The organism is Vibrio mexicanus (genome assembly GCF_001012815.1).
Taxonomy (GTDB): domain Bacteria; phylum Pseudomonadota; class Gammaproteobacteria; order Enterobacterales; family Vibrionaceae; genus Vibrio; species Vibrio mexicanus.
Map to the genome: position 1 here is coordinate 48,225 of NZ_JYJP01000041.1, position 21,361 is coordinate 69,585.

A 21,361-nucleotide genomic window follows, 5' to 3' on the forward strand; every position below is an offset into this window, starting at 1 on the left:
TCTTGGCTGCACACTTTCCGCTTCGTTATTGCTAGTGGGGTGTCAGTCTATGGAAACTGAAGCCCAGCCACGCGTTCAACTTTATGCTGAAAAAGTTAACGCTAAAACAGTGGATGCTCCTACTAACAGCATTGAGGCTGTGCATAGTTTGCAATGGCATTCGGCACAGCGATTCTTGTCTGCGAGTCAAGCGCAAGCTCGGAGTGGCAAGCATGGTGTCAAACCCAAGAGATGCAAGACGCAGAACTAAAAGCTCAATGGCAAGAAACGATCTCGGCATGGATGTATTTGCAAGGGCAGGAACGTGGGCCTGAGGCAGCGTTGGAGCAGAGTTGGAATATTCAGTTCTGGCCCGATAAGAAAAACACCACCGGCAGAAAAATGTTCGAGCTCGCAAAGCAGGACAAAACTTGGCAAGTCGAAGAGATCGCCAATCAAAGCGTCACAGTACAGGGAATTGGGTCGATAGAGTGGTTGCTGTTTGACAGCTCCGCAGAGCGATATAGCAAAACAGAGATATGTCAGCTCGGGGTGCCAATTTCTCAAAATATTGAGAACAACGCGAGCTTGATTGAACAAGCTTGGCGCGTTAATCCTTGGAATGGCCTGGACGATAAGAAGTGGCACAGCGAGTATTTGTCTCTCATTACAAATCAACTTGATTACAGTATGAAGAAGATGAGCCGTCCATTAGCCAAACCGGGTAAGCCCAGAGCCTACTTTGCGGAGTCATGGCGCTCTGGAACTTCTCTATCTCAATTGGAAAAAAATATCGAAGCAATGCAAGCGCTTTACTTTGCCAACGGTATGGGTCTAGATAACATACTAAGGAAAAGAGGGCGCGATGAACTTGCCAGCCTCATTTCACATCAGTTTCAAGTGACGCTGGAGACTTGGCCAGAGCAGCAGAGCATGTTCGATCTTCTACAGTCAAAATCGGGCTACCAATATTTGATGGCGCAATACAACAAACTTGAACAGCTCCATTATTACATGACAGAAGAAGTGGCGATCGAGTTGGGTATTGTCATTGGGTTTAATGCAACCGATGGCGATTGATAACTCTAAAAGAGAACTGCTTAAAGGAGCGTTATTCGCAACTATGGCGCCTCTTTATCTGTCTGGCTGCAGCATCTCAAACAATGCCCAAAGCCAAGATAATGGAGAATCATTGCTAGTCGGCTGCGCAGCGCTAGGTAATGACGAGTTTATTGCAACTGCTGTTCAGATAGACGGATCTCCGGTATGGCAATGTCCTTTACCTCATCGAGGCCATGGCGTAGCAATTAATACTGAGCTCAATCAAGTGGCGATATTTGGACGTCGACCGGGTGAGTTTATTAAGGTGGTTGATGGGCAATCTGGTCAGCAGGTGGCTTTTATCCCTCAACTCGTTGGCCGTCACTTTTATGGTCATGGGGCTTATTCAAACAGTGGTCAGTTCTTATATGTTACAGAAGGGATTTCTGAGACCAGTGAGGGCGTGATAGGTGTTTACGATGCATTTAATGGCTATCAGCGCGTGAACGAATTTTCCGGCATTGGGATAGGGCCGCATGAGATCATTGTTCGAAGTGATGACACTATTGTGGTCGCTGTTGGCGGTATTCAAACTTCTGGTCGCACTAAACTCAACCTAGATACTATGCAACCTAAGCTGGTCTACATCAGGCCAGATGGCGAAATCGTAAGTCAGTTAGGATTGGGCTCTCATCAGCTCAGTATCCGGCATATTGCCTGTGATGAAAGTGGCGCCGTTGTTTGCGGGCAGCAATATCAAGGAGATGAAGACGATTCTCAACCTTTGATGGCGATCTCTTATCAAGGTCAATCGCTTGTGCCGCTAGAGGCGACGCCAGAGGAATGGATGCGATTTAACAGTTACATAGGCAGCGTAGCCATGGTTGGAGAGCATATTGTGGCAACGTCTCCAAGAGGAAACTGTTATGGCGTCTGGGATAAGACGACTAGGAAGCTGGTTAAGCTTGGAAAGCTTACCGATGCGAGTGGGGTAGTTGCGATGCAACCATCAAACACCATCCAGTTTGCGATGAGCTCTGGCATTGGTGAGATGAAATTGATCCCCTCAATCAGGCAGGATTCTATCTCCACACTCATTTCGTCTACTTCGATAGCTTGGGACAACCATTTAAGTTATCTGCAAATCTAGCCGTTTTCTATTTATGTACCCAATCTAGCGTCAGGCTTTTTGGGTATAACAGTACTCCTTTACGTCCTCACACCCCTGTAAGTGGAGTACTGTTAAAATTGATACTTAAGTGTTCACAATAGCTTGGGCTAGATCTTAAAACTTGTTCAACTTTTCTTCTTGTTATCTGCCATACTTTATTGAATATACCCAAGTGACTTCAAGATGCAGGATTCAGAGCGTTGTCATGGGTTCAAGTTCAAGGCAAATGATGCAGAGGAATAACCGGTTCTTTCCAAGTCATTTAACGTAGAAATTGAATGCTTGACACGCTCCCGAAGGACGAGTTTGCCTAGCTTGCATACTTTGTTAACGATTCTCAATTTAAAACCACTAGATTGTCGAATCGTTGCCGCGTCTGCAAACTAGGCAATTCTCGCTGAACCACGCATCTTGAGGTTACTTTGGTATACATTTAAGAAAAAAGGAGTGGTATTGATGAGGAAGTGTGTCTCTATCTTTCTGATGTTAATGATATTTTCATCAGGTTCACTTGCTTTAGAACGCTTCGTGAAAATGGACTGGCTTGAGTCAGACTCATTTGTCGCGAGCTTGATTCAATACCCTGAATTAGTTGACCAAATTTATGCTGAAAATGATTTTCAACTGATTTGGTTCGACACTAAACACAACTCTTATCTTGAATCTCAACTCGAAATTATTGAGCACGCAGGCTTTAGTAGTTTGTTTTCACGTCAGCTTGCTCATATGCGTAAATTGCGTGAAAACAGTCAATGGTTTGAGTACGACCTCCTCGCAACCGATACCATGTTGCTGTATATGAGCTACGCCGAGCGTGCGGCAAGCAGTGATCAAGGCAAAGAGTGGTTTTTCCAGCATTCACTCAGTGGAAAGCTGCCAACACCAAGCCGCGATGCGGTGTTGTCCTTTTTTGTTGCGATAGAAGTCCATCAATTGGACCAATTAGTTAATGCTTACACACCAAGTTCTCAGGGTTATAAGCAGCTTGTGAGCTCCTTTTGGTACTTAAAGCAGTATGAACAGATTGAGCTGCCCCTTTATCGTATTAGTAAGTTGGTAAAAAGTGGTGACACACTAGATAACCGTGATCTGTTGATACAGCGCCTACAGTTAGCAAATCTCGATGCTTCAACGGTGAGGACCGATGTTAGCTGGTACGATGATACGTTAGTGAAGTTGGTGAAAGAGTTTCAGAGCTTACATGGCCTGAAACCCGATGGAGTAATAGGCCCGGCCACCTTAAGCTGGTTGAACTTACCTCTCAACGATAGGCTAGCTATGCTTGCTTTAAACGCCGAGCGTTCACGTATGTGGCCAGAGCAGCGCGATACCATCATTATGGTGAATGTGCCTAGCTTTGATATGAAGTATTGGTATTTGGGTGAGGAAGTTTTTGAATCTAAGGTGGTGGTTGGCCGTACGACGCGCAAAACACCAGTGATGACGACCAAGTTGGATTCACTGATTCTTAATCCAACTTGGAATGTACCGCGCAAGATAATGGTTGAAGACATTTTGCCGCAAGTGGTGCAAGACGCCTCCTATTTAGAAAGGCAGAACTTTGAGATTATTAAAAGCTGGTATTCGAAACCGGATAACACCGTCAACCCAGAACTGATCGATTGGAGCGCAATTAACCCTAATACGTTCCCATACAAAATGCGTCAGCAGTCAGGGCAGGGTAATGCTCTGGGTTTGTATAAGTTCAATACCCCTAATCCTAGAGCGATCTTCCTTCACGATACCCCAAGTAAACATCTGTTTGGTAAAGAGACTCGAGCGTTTAGTTCAGGCTGTGTCAGGGTTGAAAATGCCGACCAGTTTGCGTCGCTATTGCTAGAAACACAAGGCATTGATGCGATGGAGCATCAGTCTGAAGAGATGTCTTCCAATCATGCTATTCCGCTCAAACGTCGCATTCCAGTGCATATCATCTATCAAACTGTGTGGTATGAGGCAGGTAAAGTTCATTATAGGGATGATGTTTACCGCTATGACACGTTCAGTTACACAAAAGGATAACTGAATCGAATTTTGACATTTATCTGACTTATGGAATTTTTCCATACTGCTCAATAAGTAAGCAAAAAAGTCAGTTGTTTACCCGATTATTGCACGATTTATGCATTTGAACTTCTCAGAAGAGTTCGGTAGTGTCCGTTCTCGTTTCCAAACTTTGCTGAGAAGGGTCGTAATTTTGTCGTTAACTCGCCGTAATTTTCTTAAACTTGCCGGAAGTGGTGTTGTTGTCGCTACTTGTATGCCTCAGGTTGCGTTTGCCTACTATCCCGATCGCCCTCGTGAGTTAGCCATGAACAATCTTCATACTGGAGAAACCGTAGAATCTCAGTACTTTAATGGCAAAATTTATGTACCCGACGAGCTCGCTCGCCTAGATCATATCTGTCGTGATTTTAGACGTAATGAGTCACATCCTATGGACAAGCGTTTGTTTGATCAGATCAGCAAAATCCAAGACTTGTTGGGCACCCAAGCGGAAGTACAGATTATTTCCGGTTATCGCTCACCCGCTACCAATGAAGCGCTACGTGGCAAATCATCGGGCGTGGCAAAGAAGAGTTTCCATATGTTAGGTCAGGCTATCGACTTTAGATTGGAAGGCGTCAACCTCAAACAAGTTCGCGAGGCGGCAATTAGCCTAAAAGCGGGCGGTGTGGGCTACTACCCACGCAGCGACTTCCTTCATATTGATACCGGTCCAGTCCGCAGTTGGGCATAACCGACTTAAATAACAAGCAGTTATCAATACTCATCAAACCTTAAACCCTTAGCGAAACAAGGTCTAAATATTGTAATCGCCGCGTTGTGGTGTCATAGTGCGGACAATTTCGGTATTGAAGAAGGTATTCACAATGGCATTAAAGTATCAGGTTGTTCCTGTCACTTCATTTTCTCAAAACTGTTCTATCGTCTGGTGCGACGAGACCATGAAAGGTGTCGTAGTTGATCCGGGTGGCGATGTTAAGCAGCTAAAGATGCTCATTGATGAACTGGGTGTGGAAGTGGTGAGCTTAGTATTGACCCATGGCCATCTGGATCACGTTGGCGGTACAGAGCCACTGGCTGAGCTATTAGGCGGTATCGATATCATTGGTCCACACAAAGCAGACAATTTCTGGCTTCAAGGGCTAGAAGGTCAAAGCAAAATGTTCGGTTTTCCTCTTACGGAAGCATTCGAGCCTAATCAATGGTTAGATGAGGGTGACGTTGTCACTTTTGGTAATCAAAGCTTTGATGTGCTGCACACGCCTGGTCACACACCGGGTCATGTTGTGTTGTTTAGTGATTCTGCGAAACTCGCGTTTGTGGGTGACGTTCTATTTAATGGAAGTGTCGGCCGAACAGATTTCCCGCAGGGTGACTTCAATACCCTTATTGATTCAATCAAAACCAAGCTTTGGCCTCTAGGTAATGAGGTTCGTTTTGTACCTGGACACGGCCCTGAATCAACGTTTGGTCATGAGCGTGCTGCTAACCCGTTCGTTGCAGACGAAATGCCATTGTACTAATCCAAGGTTTCTTCTGGCTCGGCGGCTGCAAGGTAGCGCCGAGCCAATCCTACAAACTCCGCAGGCTCTCTATCGAGATCAGCCGCTGAAATAAACACATCAAAATCAAAGAACCCTCTTTGATGCTTCATTCTATTGGCCATCATCGCCAGCAGTCCCGAATACACTTTGCCATTTGAGCTTTTGAACAAGCTAGAGTCTAGCACTATGTCTTCGAACGCAGTGTTGGGATTGGCTTGCTTCATACCGAGATAAAGAAGAGCACGTTGACTCATTAAGATGTCTGAAGCCACTCTTGGACACGTTGCGTCCAGAAACGGTGAGTAGTGTTTAAGCTTGATGCCAATGTAGGGTAGGGGTTGGTGCCAACCTTGCTGCTGATAGCTGCAAATACCTATTGATGAGATATTGTTCCATTTAACTGCCCAGCCGCCTTTATGTAGGTGCTGCTGGAAATGCGTTGAGGTTAGCGTGTAAGAGACTTTGCTCTGTTTGAGCAAAGTATGAATGACAAATGCAACACAGCACACGAGTGCGATAACGGCAAGAGCGTGATGAAATTTAGGCGCGAACGCGATGGCAGCCAGAGATATAAAAATCGCGGAAGCAATAAGAGTCTTTTTTATCAGCCGCTCTTGCGTGTCTGATGTATTTGTTAAGTGTAATGTGTCCATAACTGCATATTTGGCTTCATGTTTCTTGTCTAAAATGAGAATTTGAATCACAACTTTATGAATCACTATATTAGGTGTTTTCGCTTAAGTTCTAAAAACCTCTGTATATGTATTCAGTGGTTATTCTCAATTATTGACTAAATTATAGACTTCCATAGTGTTGCGACGCATTTTTGGATCATTATCGCTGCGACACCCTACAAATATACCCAAATATTTGGTATAAAACGCGCTTCAAATTTTCACCACTGCGTTGTATGCAGTGAAATGGAGAAATACTCGATGAGACTTGCTCACAAGCGCAAAGTACAGGCTAAACTGCAAAAGCGCATTAAAGCGACTACTACTAATGTTGTTGCAACTAAAACAGCAAAACCTGTAGTAGAGAAAACTGTTGTAGAGAAAGCAGTAGAAGCACCTGCTAAATCAGTAGCGGCAACAAATGTTGCTCTGACTCCTAAACAGCAACAGGTTTTAGACATCGTAGTGAACAATGCTGAAGGTATTAACCCGAAAGGCATTGGTCTTGCAGCAGGTCAAGAAGACGCGAAAGCAGCTTCTTGGGCAACTGGCGCATTGAAAAAACTTCTAGAAGAAAATCTAGTGACTAAAGAGCAGCTAGCTGGTAACAAAGTTATCTACAAAGCCGTTTAATTACGCTTTCTTGCTCTCACACCCTCCTGTGGGTAGACAGTTTTTGGCCTCGCTTATGCGGGGCTTTTTAGTTCTTGCTAGTGAGGAAATTAACACTAGAGATATACGGTTGTCACAAAAAAGAACAATAATGGCAATAGTTTGAATTGAAAACTACGTAGTTAGTATTTTCTATGTTTAGCGTCGATACCTTCTTTAACTCATTGATTGCATTCCGTGTGCGCTTATTTCCTACGTAGTTTTGCGTAGTACTTTCGTTATTTCCCTTATTCGATAAGTTAATTTCTCCGTGTTCTTGCCGATTTTAACTGGCTGATTATTGGCTCATTGTAAATATGAACCTCAATATCTGTGTAAATAGATATCAAGCTAACAAAGGACGTGAACATGAGTCTTATCAAAAACTCACTAAAAAGAATCATGAAGAACACGGCAGTGATTGCAGCTACGTGTTTAGCAATGGTCGCCACTTCTGCAACTGCTGCAGACAAAGTATACCGCTTAAAACTTGCTGAAACTTGGGGGCCTAACTTCCCTGTATTTGGCGACGCCACTAAGAACATGGCAGCAATGGCGGAGAAGATGTCGAATGGACGCCTTCAGATCCGTATTGACTCAGCAAACAAACACAAAGCACCGCTTGGTGTGTTTGATATGGTGAAATCTGGCCAATACGACATGGGCCACTCAGGTTCATACTACTGGAAAGGTAAAGTGCCAAATACGCTGTATTTCACTTCAATGCCTTTTGGTATGACGCCAGCAGAGCAGTACGCTTGGTTCTACCATGGTGGTGGTATGGAGTTAATGGAGCAGGTTTACACTCCGCATAACCTTCTTTCATTCCCAGGTGGTAACACAGATATCCAGATGGGTGGCTGGTTCCAAAAAGAGATCAATTCTGTAGAAGACCTTCAAGGTCTTAAAATGCGTATTCCAGGCTTTGCAGGTGAAATCCTTGCTGAGCTAGGTGCGAAGCCAACGAACATTGCACCGGGTGAACTATACACCTCGCTTGAGCGTCGCACGATCGATGCACTGGAATGGGTAGGTCCATCTCTAGACTTACGTATGGGCTTCCACAAAATCGCGCCATACTACTACACAGGTTGGCATGAGCCAGGTTCAGAGCTTCAGTTCCTAGTGAACAAGCGTACTTGGGAACGTCTACCAGAAGACCTACGTGAAATTCTTCGTGTTGCGATGCGCACAGCTGCTTACGATATGTACACGCAAGCGACTCACGAAAGTGGTAAGAACTGGGCTTCTATGAAGTCTGAGTACCCTGATGTACAAGTTAAAGACTTCCCACCAGAAGTAATGTCAGCGTTGAAAGAAGCGAACGACCGTCTTCTTGCCAAGCACGCAGAGAAAGACGATCTAGCGAAAGAGATCCAAAAATCTCAAGCCGATTACCTGAAGCAAGTTCGCTCTTGGACAGATATTTCGCACCGCGCATATCTGAACAGCCAAGCGCAATAATCTCCTTATACCCAAGTAACCTCAAGATGCTTGTTCAGCGAGATTTGCCTAGTTTGCACGCGGCAACGATTCGACAATCTAGTGGTTCTAAATAGAGAATCGTTAACAAAGTGTGCGAGTTAGGCAAACTCGCCCTTCGGGAGCGTGTTACTGGTTCAATTTCTGCGTTAAATGACTTGGAAAGAACTTGTTATTCCACTGCGTCATTTGCCTTGAACTTGAATCAGTGACAACGCTCTGAATCCTGAATCTTGAAGTCACTTGGGTATACAACAATAAATACAAAGTCGGTGGGATGTTTTGTCTGAGACAACCACCGACAAGCCCAAGAAACCTATTTATTCAAAGCCCCCGAACACAAATAATTAAAGGGGGCAGTAACGTTCCATGGAGTTGGGAATGAGAAGTCTTATTTACATCGAACGCGTATTCAATCGCGTCGGTGATTTCCTAGGGTGGTTGTCGAGCATTTTGTTTGTTCTTCTGCTGGCCAATGTGGTTTACGATGTCGTTATGCGATATGTCTTTAACGATGTGTCTATCGCATTTCAAGAAATGGAATGGCACCTATTTTCAGCGGTGTTCCTACTGGGTATCCCATACGCGATTAAAGCGGGCGGTCATGTACGAGTAGACTTGTTCTATGAGCGCTTGTCACACAAAGCTCAGTCTATTATCGATTTGATTGGGACCGTGGTTTTCCTTCTACCTTTCTGTCTACTGGTTGCTTGGTTTGGTATCGACTTTGCCAAAGAGAGCTATCTATTGGGTGAAACATCGGGCGATCCGGGCGGCTTGCCTTATCGCTGGATAATTAAGGCGATGATCCCGCTGTCATTCTTCCTAATGGCAGTCAGTGGTATTGGCTTAATTCTGCATTCACTGAATCGTATCGTGAACCCACATCTCGTTCATCACCAACCGACTAACCCGCAGTAAGGACGCTGACATGATTGGTATTATAATGTTTTTTGTCGCGCTGTTTGCCTTGCTGTTAGGCTTTCCAGTTGCGTTTACATTTGGCGGTATCGCCCTGATTTTCGGAGTTTGGGCAGAAGGCATGGATATGTTCGCCTTCATGCCGTATCGAATTGAATCCATAATGCAAAACACGGTTCTGATGGCCGTGCCACTGTTTGTTTATATGGGTTTGGTATTGCAGAAAACGCGCTTGGCCGAGCAGCTGCTCGAATCCATGGGGCGCTTGTTTGGCGGTGTCCGTGGCGGTATCGCGATTTCAACTGTGCTGGTAGGGGCATTGCTTGCGGCATCAACAGGCGTGGTTGGCGCTTCCGTTGTGGCGATGGGCTTGATATCGCTACCAGTGATGCTCAAGTATAACTACGACAAAGGTTTAGCCTGTGGCACCATCTGTGCGTCGGGCACACTAGGTCAAATCATTCCTCCATCTATTGTACTCATCCTGCTTGGCGATGTGCTTGGCGTACCTGTTGGCGACTTGTTCCAAGCTGCAGTATGGCCTGGCCTTGTCTTGGTTGGTGCGTATGTCATCTACATTCTTATCTATGCGAAGATGAACCCAGAAGCCGCGCAACCTATCGCGCGAGACGAGTCAATAAGCCGTAAAGAAGAAGTCATTACAGCACTCAAAGCCGTTGTTCCGCCTCTGGCTTTGATCGTGGTTGTACTCGGCTCTATATTTGCAGGTGTGGCGACACCAACTGAATCTGCAGCACTGGGTGGTGCAGGTGCTATGGTATTAGCTGTTCTATACCGTCAGTTTAGTTGGGGTATGGTCTATGAAGCAGCCAAAGAAACCGTAAAAGTAACAGCGATGGTGTTTGCGATCTTGCTGGGTGCGACCGCATTCTCAATGGCATTTACATACACTGGCGGTGATTACCTCGTTGAAGAGTGGATGCTCCAATTGCCGGGCGAAAAATGGGGCTTCTTGATTATCACTATGCTAGTGATTTTAGTCCTGGGTTTCTTCATCGACTTTGTAGAGATCTGTTTCATCATCGTACCTATCATTGCACCAGTCGCTGAAATCATGGGTATTAACATGACATGGTTTGCGATTCTGATTGCGATGAACCTACAGACCTCATTCTTAACCCCACCATTCGGATTTAGCTTGTTCTATCTGAAAGGCGTCGCGCCGAAAGGGGTGACAACACAAGATATTTACCGAGGCGTTATGCCATTCATTGCTATTCAGATATTAGTTCTGATCAGCTTGCTGGTATTCCCAAGCTTTTACGGTATGTAGTTTGGTAGTTACAGCCTCGCTAATAGCAAAGAAATGGATAAATTTCAGTAATTTGTGATCGCCAAGTGATATGGTAAGTTACTAAATTGTTACAGTAAAACAGCTAGCTTTTGAAGCTAGCTGTTTTTGTATTGTGAGAGTAGGGCAAGGAATGCCACTAAAAGCCAAGCTAATCCTATTAACCTTGTTGCCTTTGTTGATCGTAACGGCGAGCATCAGCTGGATCTCGATCTATCAAGCAAAAACTCTCGGCGACAAAGAGGTTGAGATATTTCGAGATAATCTCATCAAAGCCAAAGAGAACGCGTTAAAAGACAGCGTTGATTTGGCGATGGATGCGATTTCTCATGTCTACAATGATGCTGAACTTGACGAGGAAAGTGCCAAGCAGGAAGTGAAAGAGATCCTCACTCGCTTACGTTATGGCTCGGATGGCTATTTCTTTGCTTATGACCAAAATGGTGTGAATCTGGTTCATCCAATTCTTCCTGAACTTATTGGTCAAAATCTTATTGATCTTCAAGATGAAGAAGGCGATTTTTTAATCGAGTCTTTACTACACCAAGCCTTAGCGGGGGAGGGTTTCATCAATACTTATGGCAAAAACCCTCAACCGGTGAAGTCGTTCCTAAGTTAAGTTATGCCGAATGGCTAGATAAATGGGATTGGATGATTGGCACTGGCCTTTACATAGAAGATATCAGTCAAGAAGTTGCGACGATGCAGGCAGCCGTTAATGCCAATATTGAAACTACTTTCTTTTCGGTGGTTGTCATCTTAGTGGTGACCGTTGCCGTGATTACGGTATTAACCCTTGCGATTAACCTTCATGAGCATCGCTTGGCTGACAAGAACTTAAAAGAGCTGGCACACCGAACAGTGATGTTCCAAGAAGATGAGAAGAAACACTTAGCGCGAGAACTGCACGATGGTATTAATCAGTTATTGGTTTCGAGTAAGTGCCATCTAGAACTGTTAGGCCATCAAATTGATGATAAGGTTTTGAACACACACCTTGAAAAATCTCAGCAGTCGATCATTACAGCGATTAACGAAGTTCGTCATATCTCTCACCAACTACGCCCAAGTGCACTCGATGATATTGGTCTAGAAGCTGCGTTATCGACATTGTTGCAAGATTTTCGCTCCCATTCGGGGATTGAAATCGAAACTCACTTTGATACTCAGCAGTTCGGTAAATTAAAATCAGAGGCCGCCACGACCTTGTATCGTGTTGCACAAGAATCATTAACTAATATTGAGAAGCATGCGAATGCCAATCGAGTAACAGTCGTCCTGCAGCAAATGGGAAATATGCTTCAATTAATGGTGAGGGACGATGGTATTGGATTTAGTTCCAAAGTCGCGTTCAATAAAAGAGGGATTGGATTGAGAAATATGCGTGAGCGGGTCGAGTTTATTGGTGGCGACTTTGAGTATATTAGTGAACCTGGGTTTGGTACTGAAATTACCGTACTGCTGAAGTTAGATGGATTAGTGTATGGATAACGAAATTAAGGTAGTGATCGTTGATGATCACCAAGTGGTTCTCGACGGCTTCATTGCTCGGCTAGCGCTTGAGAAAGGTATTGAAGTGATTGGTACGGCAAGCAACGGCATGGAAGCAGTAGAAGTTGTGAAGCAGCTTAATCCAGATGTGATTTTGATGGATGTGAGCATGCCCGTCATGAATGGTATCGATGCTACGAAAGTGATCAGAGAAGAGAACCAAGACGCCAAAGTACTGATGCTGACCATGCACAACAATCGCGAATACATCATGAAGGTGATGCAGGCAGGCGCGGTGGGTTACATGCTCAAAGAGACGTCTGCAGAGAAAATGGTTCAAGCGATTATAACGGTCAACCAAGGTTCGACCTACTTTTGTGAATCAGTCACTCAAACGCTATTTTCTCAAGAAGTGATTCCTTCAGCGCCCAAAGCAAATCCTTTAAGCCGCCGTGAAGAAGCCATATTGAAGTTGGTGGCTCAAGGCCATAGCAGTAAGAAGATCGCGACATTGCTTGATATTAGCTGTCGAACTGTCGAAACCCATCGTCAGAACATTAAGCACAAATTGGATCTCCACTCGACGGCAGAACTGGCTAAGTATGCCTTCGAGCATAACCTGCTCAATTAAACTGTTTTTTTATACAGTAAAACTTGATCTTGTCGCCACTGCAATTATACTGTTTATATGAACAGTGTTAACGGAGGTGATTATGTTTTGGGATACTCTAGAGCGTGTCAATCGCTTACGCCAAGAGGCACTAAACAATCCAGAATTTGTGCTGCTTGCTAGAGAACATGAATGTGAACTTAAGAAGCAAGCTGAAGGTCAAGAGTTCACGCGTAAAAGAAAAGCCAAACGCAGTGAGCCAAAAACCCTTGCTGATATCTACCACAAAGTTGAATTTGGCGAGCGTGAAAAAGTTCATGAGCACTAAACGCGAAACAGTTGATGAAAAGAAGAGTCGCTATTGCGGCTCTTTTTTTGTTTTATGGCTATTGGTTGTGATTGGCTTTGCGTGTATGGTGTTGACCAATTTCAAGAACATCGTTGGAAAGTCGCCTCTCACGTATAGGCGCAGTGGAAAAGAGACATTATGAGAGCTTTTGTTGTTCGTGCTCGTGCAGCATCGACGGATCCTAATACATTTGTGGCTTCTGTAGGCCAAGAGGCCCACTCAGAGATCTTGGCGCATGTACTGATGAATGCCATCTTCACTGCTCAATCGCACCGTGATGATGTTGTGGTGTACCTAGTGTTGGAAAGCACGAAAGACTTTTCTCGAACAGTATGTTTTAAGTCCGATGAGCTTCGAAACATTGGTGGTTTCCACGAGCAAGCCTTGATCAACATGATTGCCAATGCTTTGCAAAAATCGGTGGGCATGGGCAAAGAACAGTTGAAGCAAGTTGATGATGGCATCACTGTTGAAACCGTCAGCTTTGAAAAACTGGTTCAGCGTCTAGCCGAGGACTATCAGCTTTATCTAATGGATAAAAAAGGCGATATGATCCGTGATGTTGAGATGCCACATGACGTCTGTTTCCTTTTGACGGACCATATTCCAATGCCTAAAAAGGCGTACAACAGCCTGAAACGTTTGGGGACTGAAAAGATCAGCTTAGGCCCGAAGATGTTGTTTGCTTCTCAATGTATTGTCCTTATTCAGAATGAGTTGGATATTCAAGGTATCTAACCTCCCTGGATTACCTTTCTTTGTTAAAAAGCACAAACATAGACTCAAGCGGCTCGCACATTGCGGGCCGTTTTTTGTCATGTGTAATTCATCCAAACTTGCCCTGATCTTGAGTTTGAACGTCTACGTCTATTGGCTGTAATTAAGATGCCATCCCTTTGGCAAAGTTGGAGCAAAAAATCCACCAATAAAACTAGAGATAACCTTTTGTATTGCCTAGACTTGTTTTAACAGCACCCACATGAAGTTAAGGCGATGGAACAGAAAATCTATTTTTGGTTACATATGCTCTATATGCAGTGCCTCAAGCTGGCTGCAAAGCTACTGCCAATTACCAAACCGACTTTGTTTATCGGCAAAGATTCGTTAAAGCAGCTATGCCACACGGTTTCGATCATGGGGCTTGATAAAGTGCTGGTGGTCAGCGATGAAGGTATCAATAAGCTTGGGTTTATTAAGCGCCTTACTTTTGAGCTAGAGCGGGTAGGGGTTCATAGTGAAGTCTTCAAAGAAGTGGTGCCAGATCCGACTTATCATACGGTAGAGAAAGGGTTAAGTGTCTACCAAAAGCAAAAATGCCAAGGTGTGATAGCAATTGGTGGAGGTTCCTCGATTGATTGCGCAAAAATGATTGCGGCGGCAGCCACTAATAGAAAGCCCATCAAAAAACTGGTGGGTTTGCTACGAGTTTGGAAAGATCCCGCGCCACTGTTTGTGTTGCCTACCACCGCAGGAACAGGCTCTGAGGTGACGGTTGCCGCGGTGGTTTCCGACCCAGTCAGCCATGCGAAAACACCTGCGGTGGATCCAAAGCTTGTCCCAATTGCAGCGGCCCTCGATCCGACGTTAATGCTGGCCTTACCCGCTGAGAACACTGCGCAGACGGGCATGGATGCGATGACCCATGCGATAGAGGCCTATCTATCTCGCAATGCGACTCAAGAGACGGATCGATATGCTATAGCGGCTATCAAGCTCATCAATGAAAATCTCGAGAAAGCGGTATTGTTCGGTCAGAACACACAGGCTCGGCAAAACATGGCGCTTGCGTCTTACTATGCGGGGCTCGCTTTCACTAAGGCCAGCGTGGGTTATGTCCATGCAATCGCCCATACGCTCGGTGCAAAGTATGGCACTCCACATGGGCTTGCGAATGCTGTCGTTTTGCCACATGTTTTGGAATATTCGAAGAGTAGTGCAGTGCAAAGGCTCGCCGAGTTGGCTAAAGCGAGTGACTTATCGGTTGAGTCCGCAAATTTCAATAGTGAAGGAGGGCGGTTAGCTTTAGCTGAAGCGTTTATCGATCATGTGAAAGCTCTGCAGCTTAAACTCAAGTTACCGACTCACTTAGATACCATCCTAGAAGAACATATCGAAGAGATTGCCAAACAAGCACTAAATGAAGCGCAGTGGAACTATCCTGTGCCGAAATACATGCAGCAGGAAGAGTGTGAAAAACTCATTTTGGCGTTATGTAGCGCTCGCTAGGTCAGGTGGGGTTATGGTGACATAGTCCCTGTTGAAAAAGCTGAGCAAAATGCTCAGCTTTAATCGGATTAAGTTTGGTTAATTTTGACTGCTCATTGGGTGTTGCTTATTGTGCTGCAATTGACTTAATGCCAACGTTCTTTACTGAACGACTGTCCAAATAACCGCTTAGTCGTGTCAGCAAAAGAGCGAATACAACAATCACGGCACCAATCCAAGGTGTGTGCATCAGGCCTGCGTTTGCAACGATAAGGCCGCCTCCCCAAGCACCAAGCGCGATGCCTACGTTAAAGGCTGCAATGTTGAGCCCTGAAGCCACGTCAACCGCATCGGGGGTGTATTTCTCTGCTAACTTCACCACGTAAACTTGCAAGCCAGGGACATTACCGAACGCAAACGCACCCCAGATTAAAATAGTCGCCACTGCTGTGATTGGGTTCACTGCCGTAAAGTTGAATACGACAAGTACCGTTGCTAGGCCGGTGAAAATCACCGTCAGTGCTTTGATGGGGCCCATTGTGTCGGCCATTTTTCCACCCCAGATGTTCCCAATTGCCACAGATACACCGTACACCAACATAATCAAACTGATGGTGCTTGAGTTAAACCCTGATACTTCCTCTAAGATTGGGGCTAAGAAGGTGAACGCGGTAAATGTTCCTCCGTAGCCAAGCGCAGTGATTAGGTACACCAACAACAGACGTGGATGCGCCAATACTTTTAGCTGTGATGATAAGCGAGTCGCTGGCGGCTGTTTAAGGTTACATGGTACCAGCAGCGCGCTGCCAATCCATGCGACCAAACCAAGAACTGCAACAATAAGGAAAGTCGCTTGCCAGCCGTAAATTTGGCCGATGTATGTGCCAAGTGGAACACCGGTGACCAAAGCCACGGTTAGGCCTGTGAACATAATCGCAATCGCACTTGCGGCTTTCTCTTTCTCCACCAAACCTGTTGCGATGGTAGAACCAATGGAGAAGAACACACCATGGGCCAAACCAGTCAGAATACGCGCGACAATCAAGGTGTTATAGCCGGGAGCTTGCCAAGCGAGAATGTTACCTAGGACGAACAACGCCATCACGGAAAGCAGAACATGTTTACGATTCCACTTACCGGTTAGAGCGGTTAATACTGGCGCGCCCACTGCAACGCCAAGAGCGTAGAGGCTGACAAGCAAGCCAGCAGAAGGGAGTGATACGTTTAAGTCGGCAGCCATGGTGGGGATGAGCCCAACAATGACAAATTCGGTGGTTCCTATGGCAAAGGCACTGAGTGTCAATGCGAGAAGTGCTAAAGGCATAATCTTATCTCTAAAAATTAGGTTCTTAACTATTTTGTTTGCTACATCTGTCATGAATGGCACAGATACGTTTTGTTGGCAGGATTATGCGCGACTAGGTTATTGCGAAAAACAGTGCATTTAACAAATAATTTTTGCTATAAATGCAATAATTGAAACTGATAAGTACAAGAAGGTACAACAATGCTCACTCGCTCTGATGACCTTGAAATACTTCTGACTGTTGTAGACAGCGGAGGATTCTCCGCTGCCGCTGAAGCTTTGGACATTCAAGTTGCCCGAGTATCAAGGGCGGTCAGCAAAGTGGAAAAACAGCTTGGTGTTTCTATCTTGAACCGAACAACGAGGCGTGTTGAGTTAACTCAAGAAGGTCGCCAGTTTGTCGATGCTGTTAGAGTTGGGTTGGCGCATCTTAATAGCGCTGAAGAAGAGATCATTGCTAAAGGTGAGCTGCCCAAAGGGCGCTTATGTGTCGATGCAGCTAGCCCTTTTATCTTCCACCAGTTGGTGCCACTTGTGCACGACTTCAATCAAACATATCCAGACATAGATTTGGAGCTCACGTCTAACGAAGGTTTCGTTGATTTGATAGAGAAGCGAACAGACATCGCGATTCGCATTGGCGCATTGAGTGATTCTACCTTACACGCAAGGGCACTAGGCAAAAGTCCCCTGTACATCGTGGCATCACCGGAATATTTGTCGCGTCGAGGTATGCCTAAATCCGTTGCTGACTTGAGTGCACACGATACGATTGGTTTTACCACACCGAAATCACTGAACGCTTGGCCCCTCAAAGGCTTCAAAGCGTTGGCGCCAACATTGACGTCCAGCAATGGTGAAACCGTTCGACAGCTGGCGCTATCTGGTAATGGCATTGCATGCCTATCGGGATTTATGGTTAACAAAGATCTTGAAGCTAACCGATTGATCTCGCTATTAGAATCAGAAAAGGTAACGGATACAGGACGTGAGCTAGTCAGCGCGGTTTATTACAAATCCTCTACAGTATCGAAGCGAATTTCGGCATTCATCGACTTTATCCAACCTAAACTATCTTTATAAGGTGCCTCGTACTTAAAGCCATAAAACTTGAGCAAGGAAGTCATGATGCGAATTCCAGTTTTGGCCACACTATTTTGGTCTTTGGTCGCTTTTCCTATTGCTGCCGCGCAAAAAGACGCCTCTTTAGTCATCACCAATGCCAATATTTATCTGCACCCCAATGCGAACTCATTAGCGATACTAAACGGTGAAATTATCGCGATCGATACTGACGAGAAAGTTAGCCCCTTTGTTAGTGAGGCAACAGAGTTCATCGATGCTGATGGCGCTTTTTTGATGCCAGGGTTCATTGATAATCACAATCATGTCTTCGAGGCGGCTTCAGAGCTGGGTGGCAGTTGTGAGCTAAGCCTGAGGCAACACTGGAGGAGCAGTTTCCGTTACTGATTGAATGCAAGCGAAACGATCTCGATGATGGATGGTTAATAGGCTATGGCTTTACGTTGGAATCTGTTTTAAACAGCGATGGCAAACGGGCGCCGATTGAAGTGCTAGATGAAGTCTTTCCATCGCGCCCTGTTGTGATTATGGAGCAAACATCACATTCAATGTGGGTCAACAGTGCTGCGCTAGAAATAGCGGGCATAACCAATGACTCTCCTCATCCACAAGGCGGGCAGATACTGCGTGATGAAGTCAGTGGAGAGCTGAATGGAATATTACTCGATAACGCAGGTGACATTGTTATGGAGCTTGCGTGGAATAGTCACAGTGAGTTATTTGAGCGCAGCTATGAAGGATTATTAGCAGGGCTCGAAGAGGCTGCGGCTCACGGGATCACGACAATTGGCGATGGGCGCATGTATTGGCAGCGCGGTTGGTATGAGGTCTGGAAATATGCCCAAGAGCAACAGACGTTAACTGCGAGAATTTCGGTTCGCCCGTGGATTTACCCAGATCAAGACATGCAAATGCAGCTTGATTACTTGAAGAGCATTTACACCGCTGACGATTCGAAAATGCTCATTGTGAATCAGGTGAAACTCTACAGCGATGGCATATTTATCAATGGTACAGCAAAAACGTTAGTGCCATATCTGGAGACTTATCTAGCGAGTAAGCCCTATGGTTTAAATTACATACCTCCTAATCAAATGAAGCTGTGGCTTCAAGCTTTAGCGGGTATTGGCTATGGCGCACACATTCATGCAATTGGCGATGGGGCAGTGAGAGAGTCGTTAGACGCTATCGAAGAAGCAAGAAATCAGAAAATCGATAAGGACTACACGCTAACCCATGTTGAGCTAGTCGATCAGGAAGACGTCCCTAGATTTGCACAGTTAGGTGTTACTGCAGATTTTCAAGTGGGATCGGATTATGTGGCGATGCACGATCATCAATGGGCACAATGGCTTTTAGGGGCGATGCGCACCAAGGCGCTAATGAACGTGAAAGCAATGTATAACTCCAAATCTAACGTCACCTTAAGCAGCGATTGGAATGTTCACAGTATTAATCCGCTCGTTGGAATCGCTAACAGTGTAATACTGGCTGAAACTGGATTACCCAACATTCATGCTGCCATCGATGCCTACACCATCAACGCCGCAAAGAGCCTTGGAATAGAGGAGCTAACGGGATCGCTTGCAGTCGGAAAATCGGCAGACATAGTGATACTAAGAGATGATATTACCCAACTATCGCCTCAGAGTATTAAAGAGACGGATGTCTTGTTTACTATCTTGGCTGGAGAGCTTGTGTATGATGCTCGACACTTCCAATAAGCGACATAATGAAAAGGTTGTATGTTCTTGTCATTTAGGAATAAAGTATTTTTATCAATCGTGTTTAACTTAAAAACGATGGGAGCAAACATTGGATCTGAACTTACTGACAACGTTTCAAGCGGTATTTAAACATCGTTCTATTACGGTCGCCTCGGACGAACTCGATCTTACCCAACCAGCTGTGAGTGCGGCAATTAGGCGTTTGGAAGCGGTGGTTGGGAAAACACTGTTCGTACGTGAAGGTCGAGGAATTGCGCCAACAGGAGCGGCTATATCGCTCGCGAATAAAATTGAAGACCCTCTCAATGTGATCACCAGTGTTGCTGAAAGCAATGACAAGCTAAATGTCTATTGTACGGAGAGTATGTTGCCATTTTTTGCTAACATTGAAGGGGTAAATTTTATAGAAGCCCCCCTCGATGAAGAGTTTCTCTTTGATGCCTTAACGACTCAAAAAGTCGATCTAGTGATAGATGTCATTTCAAGCAAACGCCATTCATTGGTTGAAGAAGAGCTGTTTGTTGATGAGGCGGTGTGCCTGACGCGCAAAGACCATCCTAGGATTTCAGATTCAATCTCTTATGAACAGTATTTCGACGAGAAACATATTGCACTTAAACTGCGCCGATCAGAGATGAATACCATTGATTTTCTCTCCGACAAGCCAATCAAACCTCGAACAGTTATAATTGAAACTAGCTCTATATCATCCATGCTAATGTTGGCGAGCAGCACAGATTACATCGCGTCCTCCACGCGTTCATTAGCCAAGCTACTCGCGCCTCAGTTGGGCCTTAATATTTATCCAATTCCCCTCGATCTTCAGCCCATTACGTTTCGCATGTTGTTTCATCGCCGCTATGCAAAAGATGAACAACATCAAACAGTTCGCGAGGCAATCAAATCCGCGTTACCTGTTTCTATTTGATAAATTCAATTGATGTCTTACCTAAAGTTGGCTGTGTTTATTGTTAATCGCAGCCACTGAATAATCTCCAGTACTCGCTTGTGAGTCATATAACTGGAGAACCTCATGAAATTATCTCGTTTACTTCCGCTGCCGCTATTGTGTTTGAGCGGGGCTGCTTTCGCTACATCAACACAAGTTTATCTAGAACAAAACATCGCCTCTAACGCTGCCGATAATGGTGAATACACAACCGAAGCTGGCGCACTCATTGATACTTCGGAAAACGGCCAGGTGTTCATCGGATTTGATGATCAAGGTTGGCTTGCAGCAGGCTATGGCCATTACTTTTCACTTTCTGATGCTTGGGGGCTTAACTTATATGGTGAATTAGGTAAGTGGGAAACTGGTGAGGAAATGTTGATCGAAGCGATTGTTGATTTCCAAGCGACGGACAACCTTAACCTGTTTGCGGGCTATGGCTACAATCGTTCAGGCCAAACATTGGAACTATTGAGCGACACGGCAATCAATACGAACCAGATGATTGCTGGTGCTGGTTTAGACATGGGACGCTGGGCCCTTGATTATAAATACACCCACGAGAGCCGTGATGGTTCTAATGGTGGCTTTACGCATGTGGGTGGCGACTTCTATTTTAGTCAAGATTCGTATCGTATCAAAGAGCATGAAGTGATTCTATCCACTTCGATCGACCAATGGACGCCATACGTTAAGTACACCTACTTTAATACTCAAGAAGGCAGCCTATCTACAACCGCAGGCATGTCCAACATTGTTGAAAACGACAGTATTTGGACGCTGGGTATCTCATACGATTTCTAACCACTTGTCAGATTTGGCAGACGGAGTTGCCAGTTCTTCATGGCCACTAATTAGG

Annotated in this window: 18 protein-coding genes and 2 pseudogenes; 18 read left to right on the forward strand and 2 right to left on the reverse strand. The window is 45.1% G+C overall.

Annotated elements, in window-relative coordinates; translation table 11 throughout:
* Nucleotides 1–153 precede the first annotated feature (153 nt).
* The 5 genes from UA76_RS06930 to UA76_RS06950 all read left to right on the forward strand — a co-directional run bounded on the left by UA76_RS06930 (nucleotide 154) and on the right by UA76_RS06950 (nucleotide 5,721).
* Nucleotides 154–1,059 carry an imelysin family protein gene (locus UA76_RS06930; protein ID WP_075202549.1) on the forward strand — a complete coding sequence of 302 codons (906 nt, stop codon included), beginning with the start codon at nucleotides 154–156 and terminating at the stop codon, nucleotides 1,057–1,059.
* Nucleotides 1,060–1,102: 43 nt separating this feature from the next.
* Nucleotides 1,103–2,170: a DUF1513 domain-containing protein gene (locus UA76_RS06935; RefSeq protein WP_238322200.1), complete on the forward strand. Its 1,068-nt coding sequence runs from the start codon at nucleotides 1,103–1,105 to the stop codon at nucleotides 2,168–2,170.
* Between the two features lie 477 nt (nucleotides 2,171–2,647).
* Nucleotides 2,648–4,213 (forward strand): L,D-transpeptidase family protein, encoded by a 1,566-nt coding sequence (locus UA76_RS06940; RefSeq protein WP_047044282.1) that lies wholly within the window; start codon nucleotides 2,648–2,650, stop codon nucleotides 4,211–4,213.
* A 175-nt stretch (nucleotides 4,214–4,388) separates the two neighbouring features.
* Complete coding sequence (gene mepK, locus UA76_RS06945) at nucleotides 4,389–4,931, forward strand: peptidoglycan L,D-endopeptidase MepK (protein WP_047044365.1); 543 nt, start codon at nucleotides 4,389–4,391, stop codon at nucleotides 4,929–4,931.
* A 133-nt stretch (nucleotides 4,932–5,064) separates the two neighbouring features.
* On the forward strand, nucleotides 5,065–5,721 hold the full coding sequence (locus UA76_RS06950; RefSeq protein ID WP_047044284.1) for an MBL fold metallo-hydrolase: 657 nt from the start codon (nucleotides 5,065–5,067) through the stop codon (nucleotides 5,719–5,721).
* Here the strand turns inward: UA76_RS06950 and UA76_RS06955 are convergent.
* Nucleotides 5,718–6,461, reverse strand: coding sequence for a DUF2982 domain-containing protein (locus UA76_RS06955; RefSeq protein ID WP_420340901.1), 744 nt, complete (start codon nucleotides 6,459–6,461; stop codon nucleotides 5,718–5,720). The two genes, UA76_RS06950 and UA76_RS06955, sit on opposite strands and share 4 nt — an antisense overlap.
* Nucleotides 6,462–6,677: 216 nt before the next feature.
* Here UA76_RS06955 and UA76_RS06960 point away from each other — a divergent pair, with 216 nt between their 5' ends.
* The 9 genes and pseudogenes from UA76_RS06960 to UA76_RS07000 all read left to right on the forward strand — a co-directional run bounded on the left by UA76_RS06960 (nucleotide 6,678) and on the right by UA76_RS07000 (nucleotide 15,458).
* Complete coding sequence (locus UA76_RS06960; protein WP_047044286.1) at nucleotides 6,678–7,049, forward strand: hypothetical protein; 372 nt, start codon at nucleotides 6,678–6,680, stop codon at nucleotides 7,047–7,049.
* A gap of 387 nt (nucleotides 7,050–7,436) precedes the next feature.
* Nucleotides 7,437–8,531 carry a TRAP transporter substrate-binding protein gene (locus UA76_RS06965; RefSeq protein WP_047044287.1) on the forward strand — a complete coding sequence of 365 codons (1,095 nt, stop codon included), beginning with the start codon at nucleotides 7,437–7,439 and terminating at the stop codon, nucleotides 8,529–8,531.
* A 399-nt stretch (nucleotides 8,532–8,930) separates the two neighbouring features.
* On the forward strand, nucleotides 8,931–9,470 hold the full coding sequence (locus tag UA76_RS06970) for a TRAP transporter small permease subunit (protein WP_047044289.1): 540 nt from the start codon (nucleotides 8,931–8,933) through the stop codon (nucleotides 9,468–9,470).
* Nucleotides 9,471–9,480: 10 nt separating this feature from the next.
* On the forward strand, nucleotides 9,481–10,764 hold the full coding sequence (locus UA76_RS06975) for a TRAP transporter large permease (RefSeq protein ID WP_047044292.1): 1,284 nt from the start codon (nucleotides 9,481–9,483) through the stop codon (nucleotides 10,762–10,764).
* Between the two features lie 151 nt (nucleotides 10,765–10,915).
* A pseudogene (locus tag UA76_RS06980) lies at nucleotides 10,916–12,273 on the forward strand (cache domain-containing protein).
* A complete protein-coding gene (locus UA76_RS06985) occupies nucleotides 12,266–12,904 on the forward strand; it encodes a response regulator transcription factor (RefSeq protein ID WP_047044294.1) in 639 nt (212 codons plus the stop codon). The pseudogene UA76_RS06980 and the gene UA76_RS06985 overlap by 8 nt, the downstream one beginning before the upstream one ends.
* Nucleotides 12,905–12,986: 82 nt before the next feature.
* Nucleotides 12,987–13,211 carry a hypothetical protein gene (locus tag UA76_RS06990; RefSeq protein WP_047044295.1) on the forward strand — a complete coding sequence of 75 codons (225 nt, stop codon included), beginning with the start codon at nucleotides 12,987–12,989 and terminating at the stop codon, nucleotides 13,209–13,211.
* Between the two features lie 159 nt (nucleotides 13,212–13,370).
* Nucleotides 13,371–13,970 (forward strand): tRNA (pseudouridine(54)-N(1))-methyltransferase TrmY, encoded by a 600-nt coding sequence (gene trmY / locus UA76_RS06995; protein WP_047044297.1) that lies wholly within the window; start codon nucleotides 13,371–13,373, stop codon nucleotides 13,968–13,970.
* A gap of 255 nt (nucleotides 13,971–14,225) precedes the next feature.
* Nucleotides 14,226–15,458, forward strand: coding sequence for an iron-containing alcohol dehydrogenase (locus UA76_RS07000; RefSeq protein ID WP_047044299.1), 1,233 nt, complete (start codon nucleotides 14,226–14,228; stop codon nucleotides 15,456–15,458).
* Between the two features lie 106 nt (nucleotides 15,459–15,564).
* Here the strand turns inward: UA76_RS07000 and UA76_RS07005 are convergent, their stop codons facing one another.
* Nucleotides 15,565–16,761 carry an MFS transporter gene (locus tag UA76_RS07005; protein WP_047044301.1) on the reverse strand — a complete coding sequence of 399 codons (1,197 nt, stop codon included), beginning with the start codon at nucleotides 16,759–16,761 and terminating at the stop codon, nucleotides 15,565–15,567.
* Between the two features lie 183 nt (nucleotides 16,762–16,944).
* Here UA76_RS07005 and UA76_RS07010 point away from each other — a divergent pair, with 183 nt between their 5' ends.
* The 4 genes and pseudogenes from UA76_RS07010 to UA76_RS07025 all read left to right on the forward strand — a co-directional run bounded on the left by UA76_RS07010 (nucleotide 16,945) and on the right by UA76_RS07025 (nucleotide 21,306).
* Nucleotides 16,945–17,826, forward strand: a complete 882-nt coding sequence (locus UA76_RS07010) for a LysR family transcriptional regulator (protein ID WP_047044302.1) — start codon at nucleotides 16,945–16,947, stop codon at nucleotides 17,824–17,826.
* Nucleotides 17,827–17,871: 45 nt separating this feature from the next.
* A pseudogene (locus tag UA76_RS07015) lies at nucleotides 17,872–19,550 on the forward strand (amidohydrolase).
* A gap of 91 nt (nucleotides 19,551–19,641) precedes the next feature.
* A complete protein-coding gene (locus UA76_RS07020) occupies nucleotides 19,642–20,481 on the forward strand; it encodes a LysR family transcriptional regulator (protein ID WP_047044305.1) in 840 nt (279 codons plus the stop codon).
* 105 nt (nucleotides 20,482–20,586) lie between these two features.
* Nucleotides 20,587–21,306 (forward strand): hypothetical protein, encoded by a 720-nt coding sequence (locus UA76_RS07025; RefSeq protein WP_047044306.1) that lies wholly within the window; start codon nucleotides 20,587–20,589, stop codon nucleotides 21,304–21,306.
* The last annotated feature ends 55 nt before the right edge of the window (nucleotides 21,307–21,361 follow it).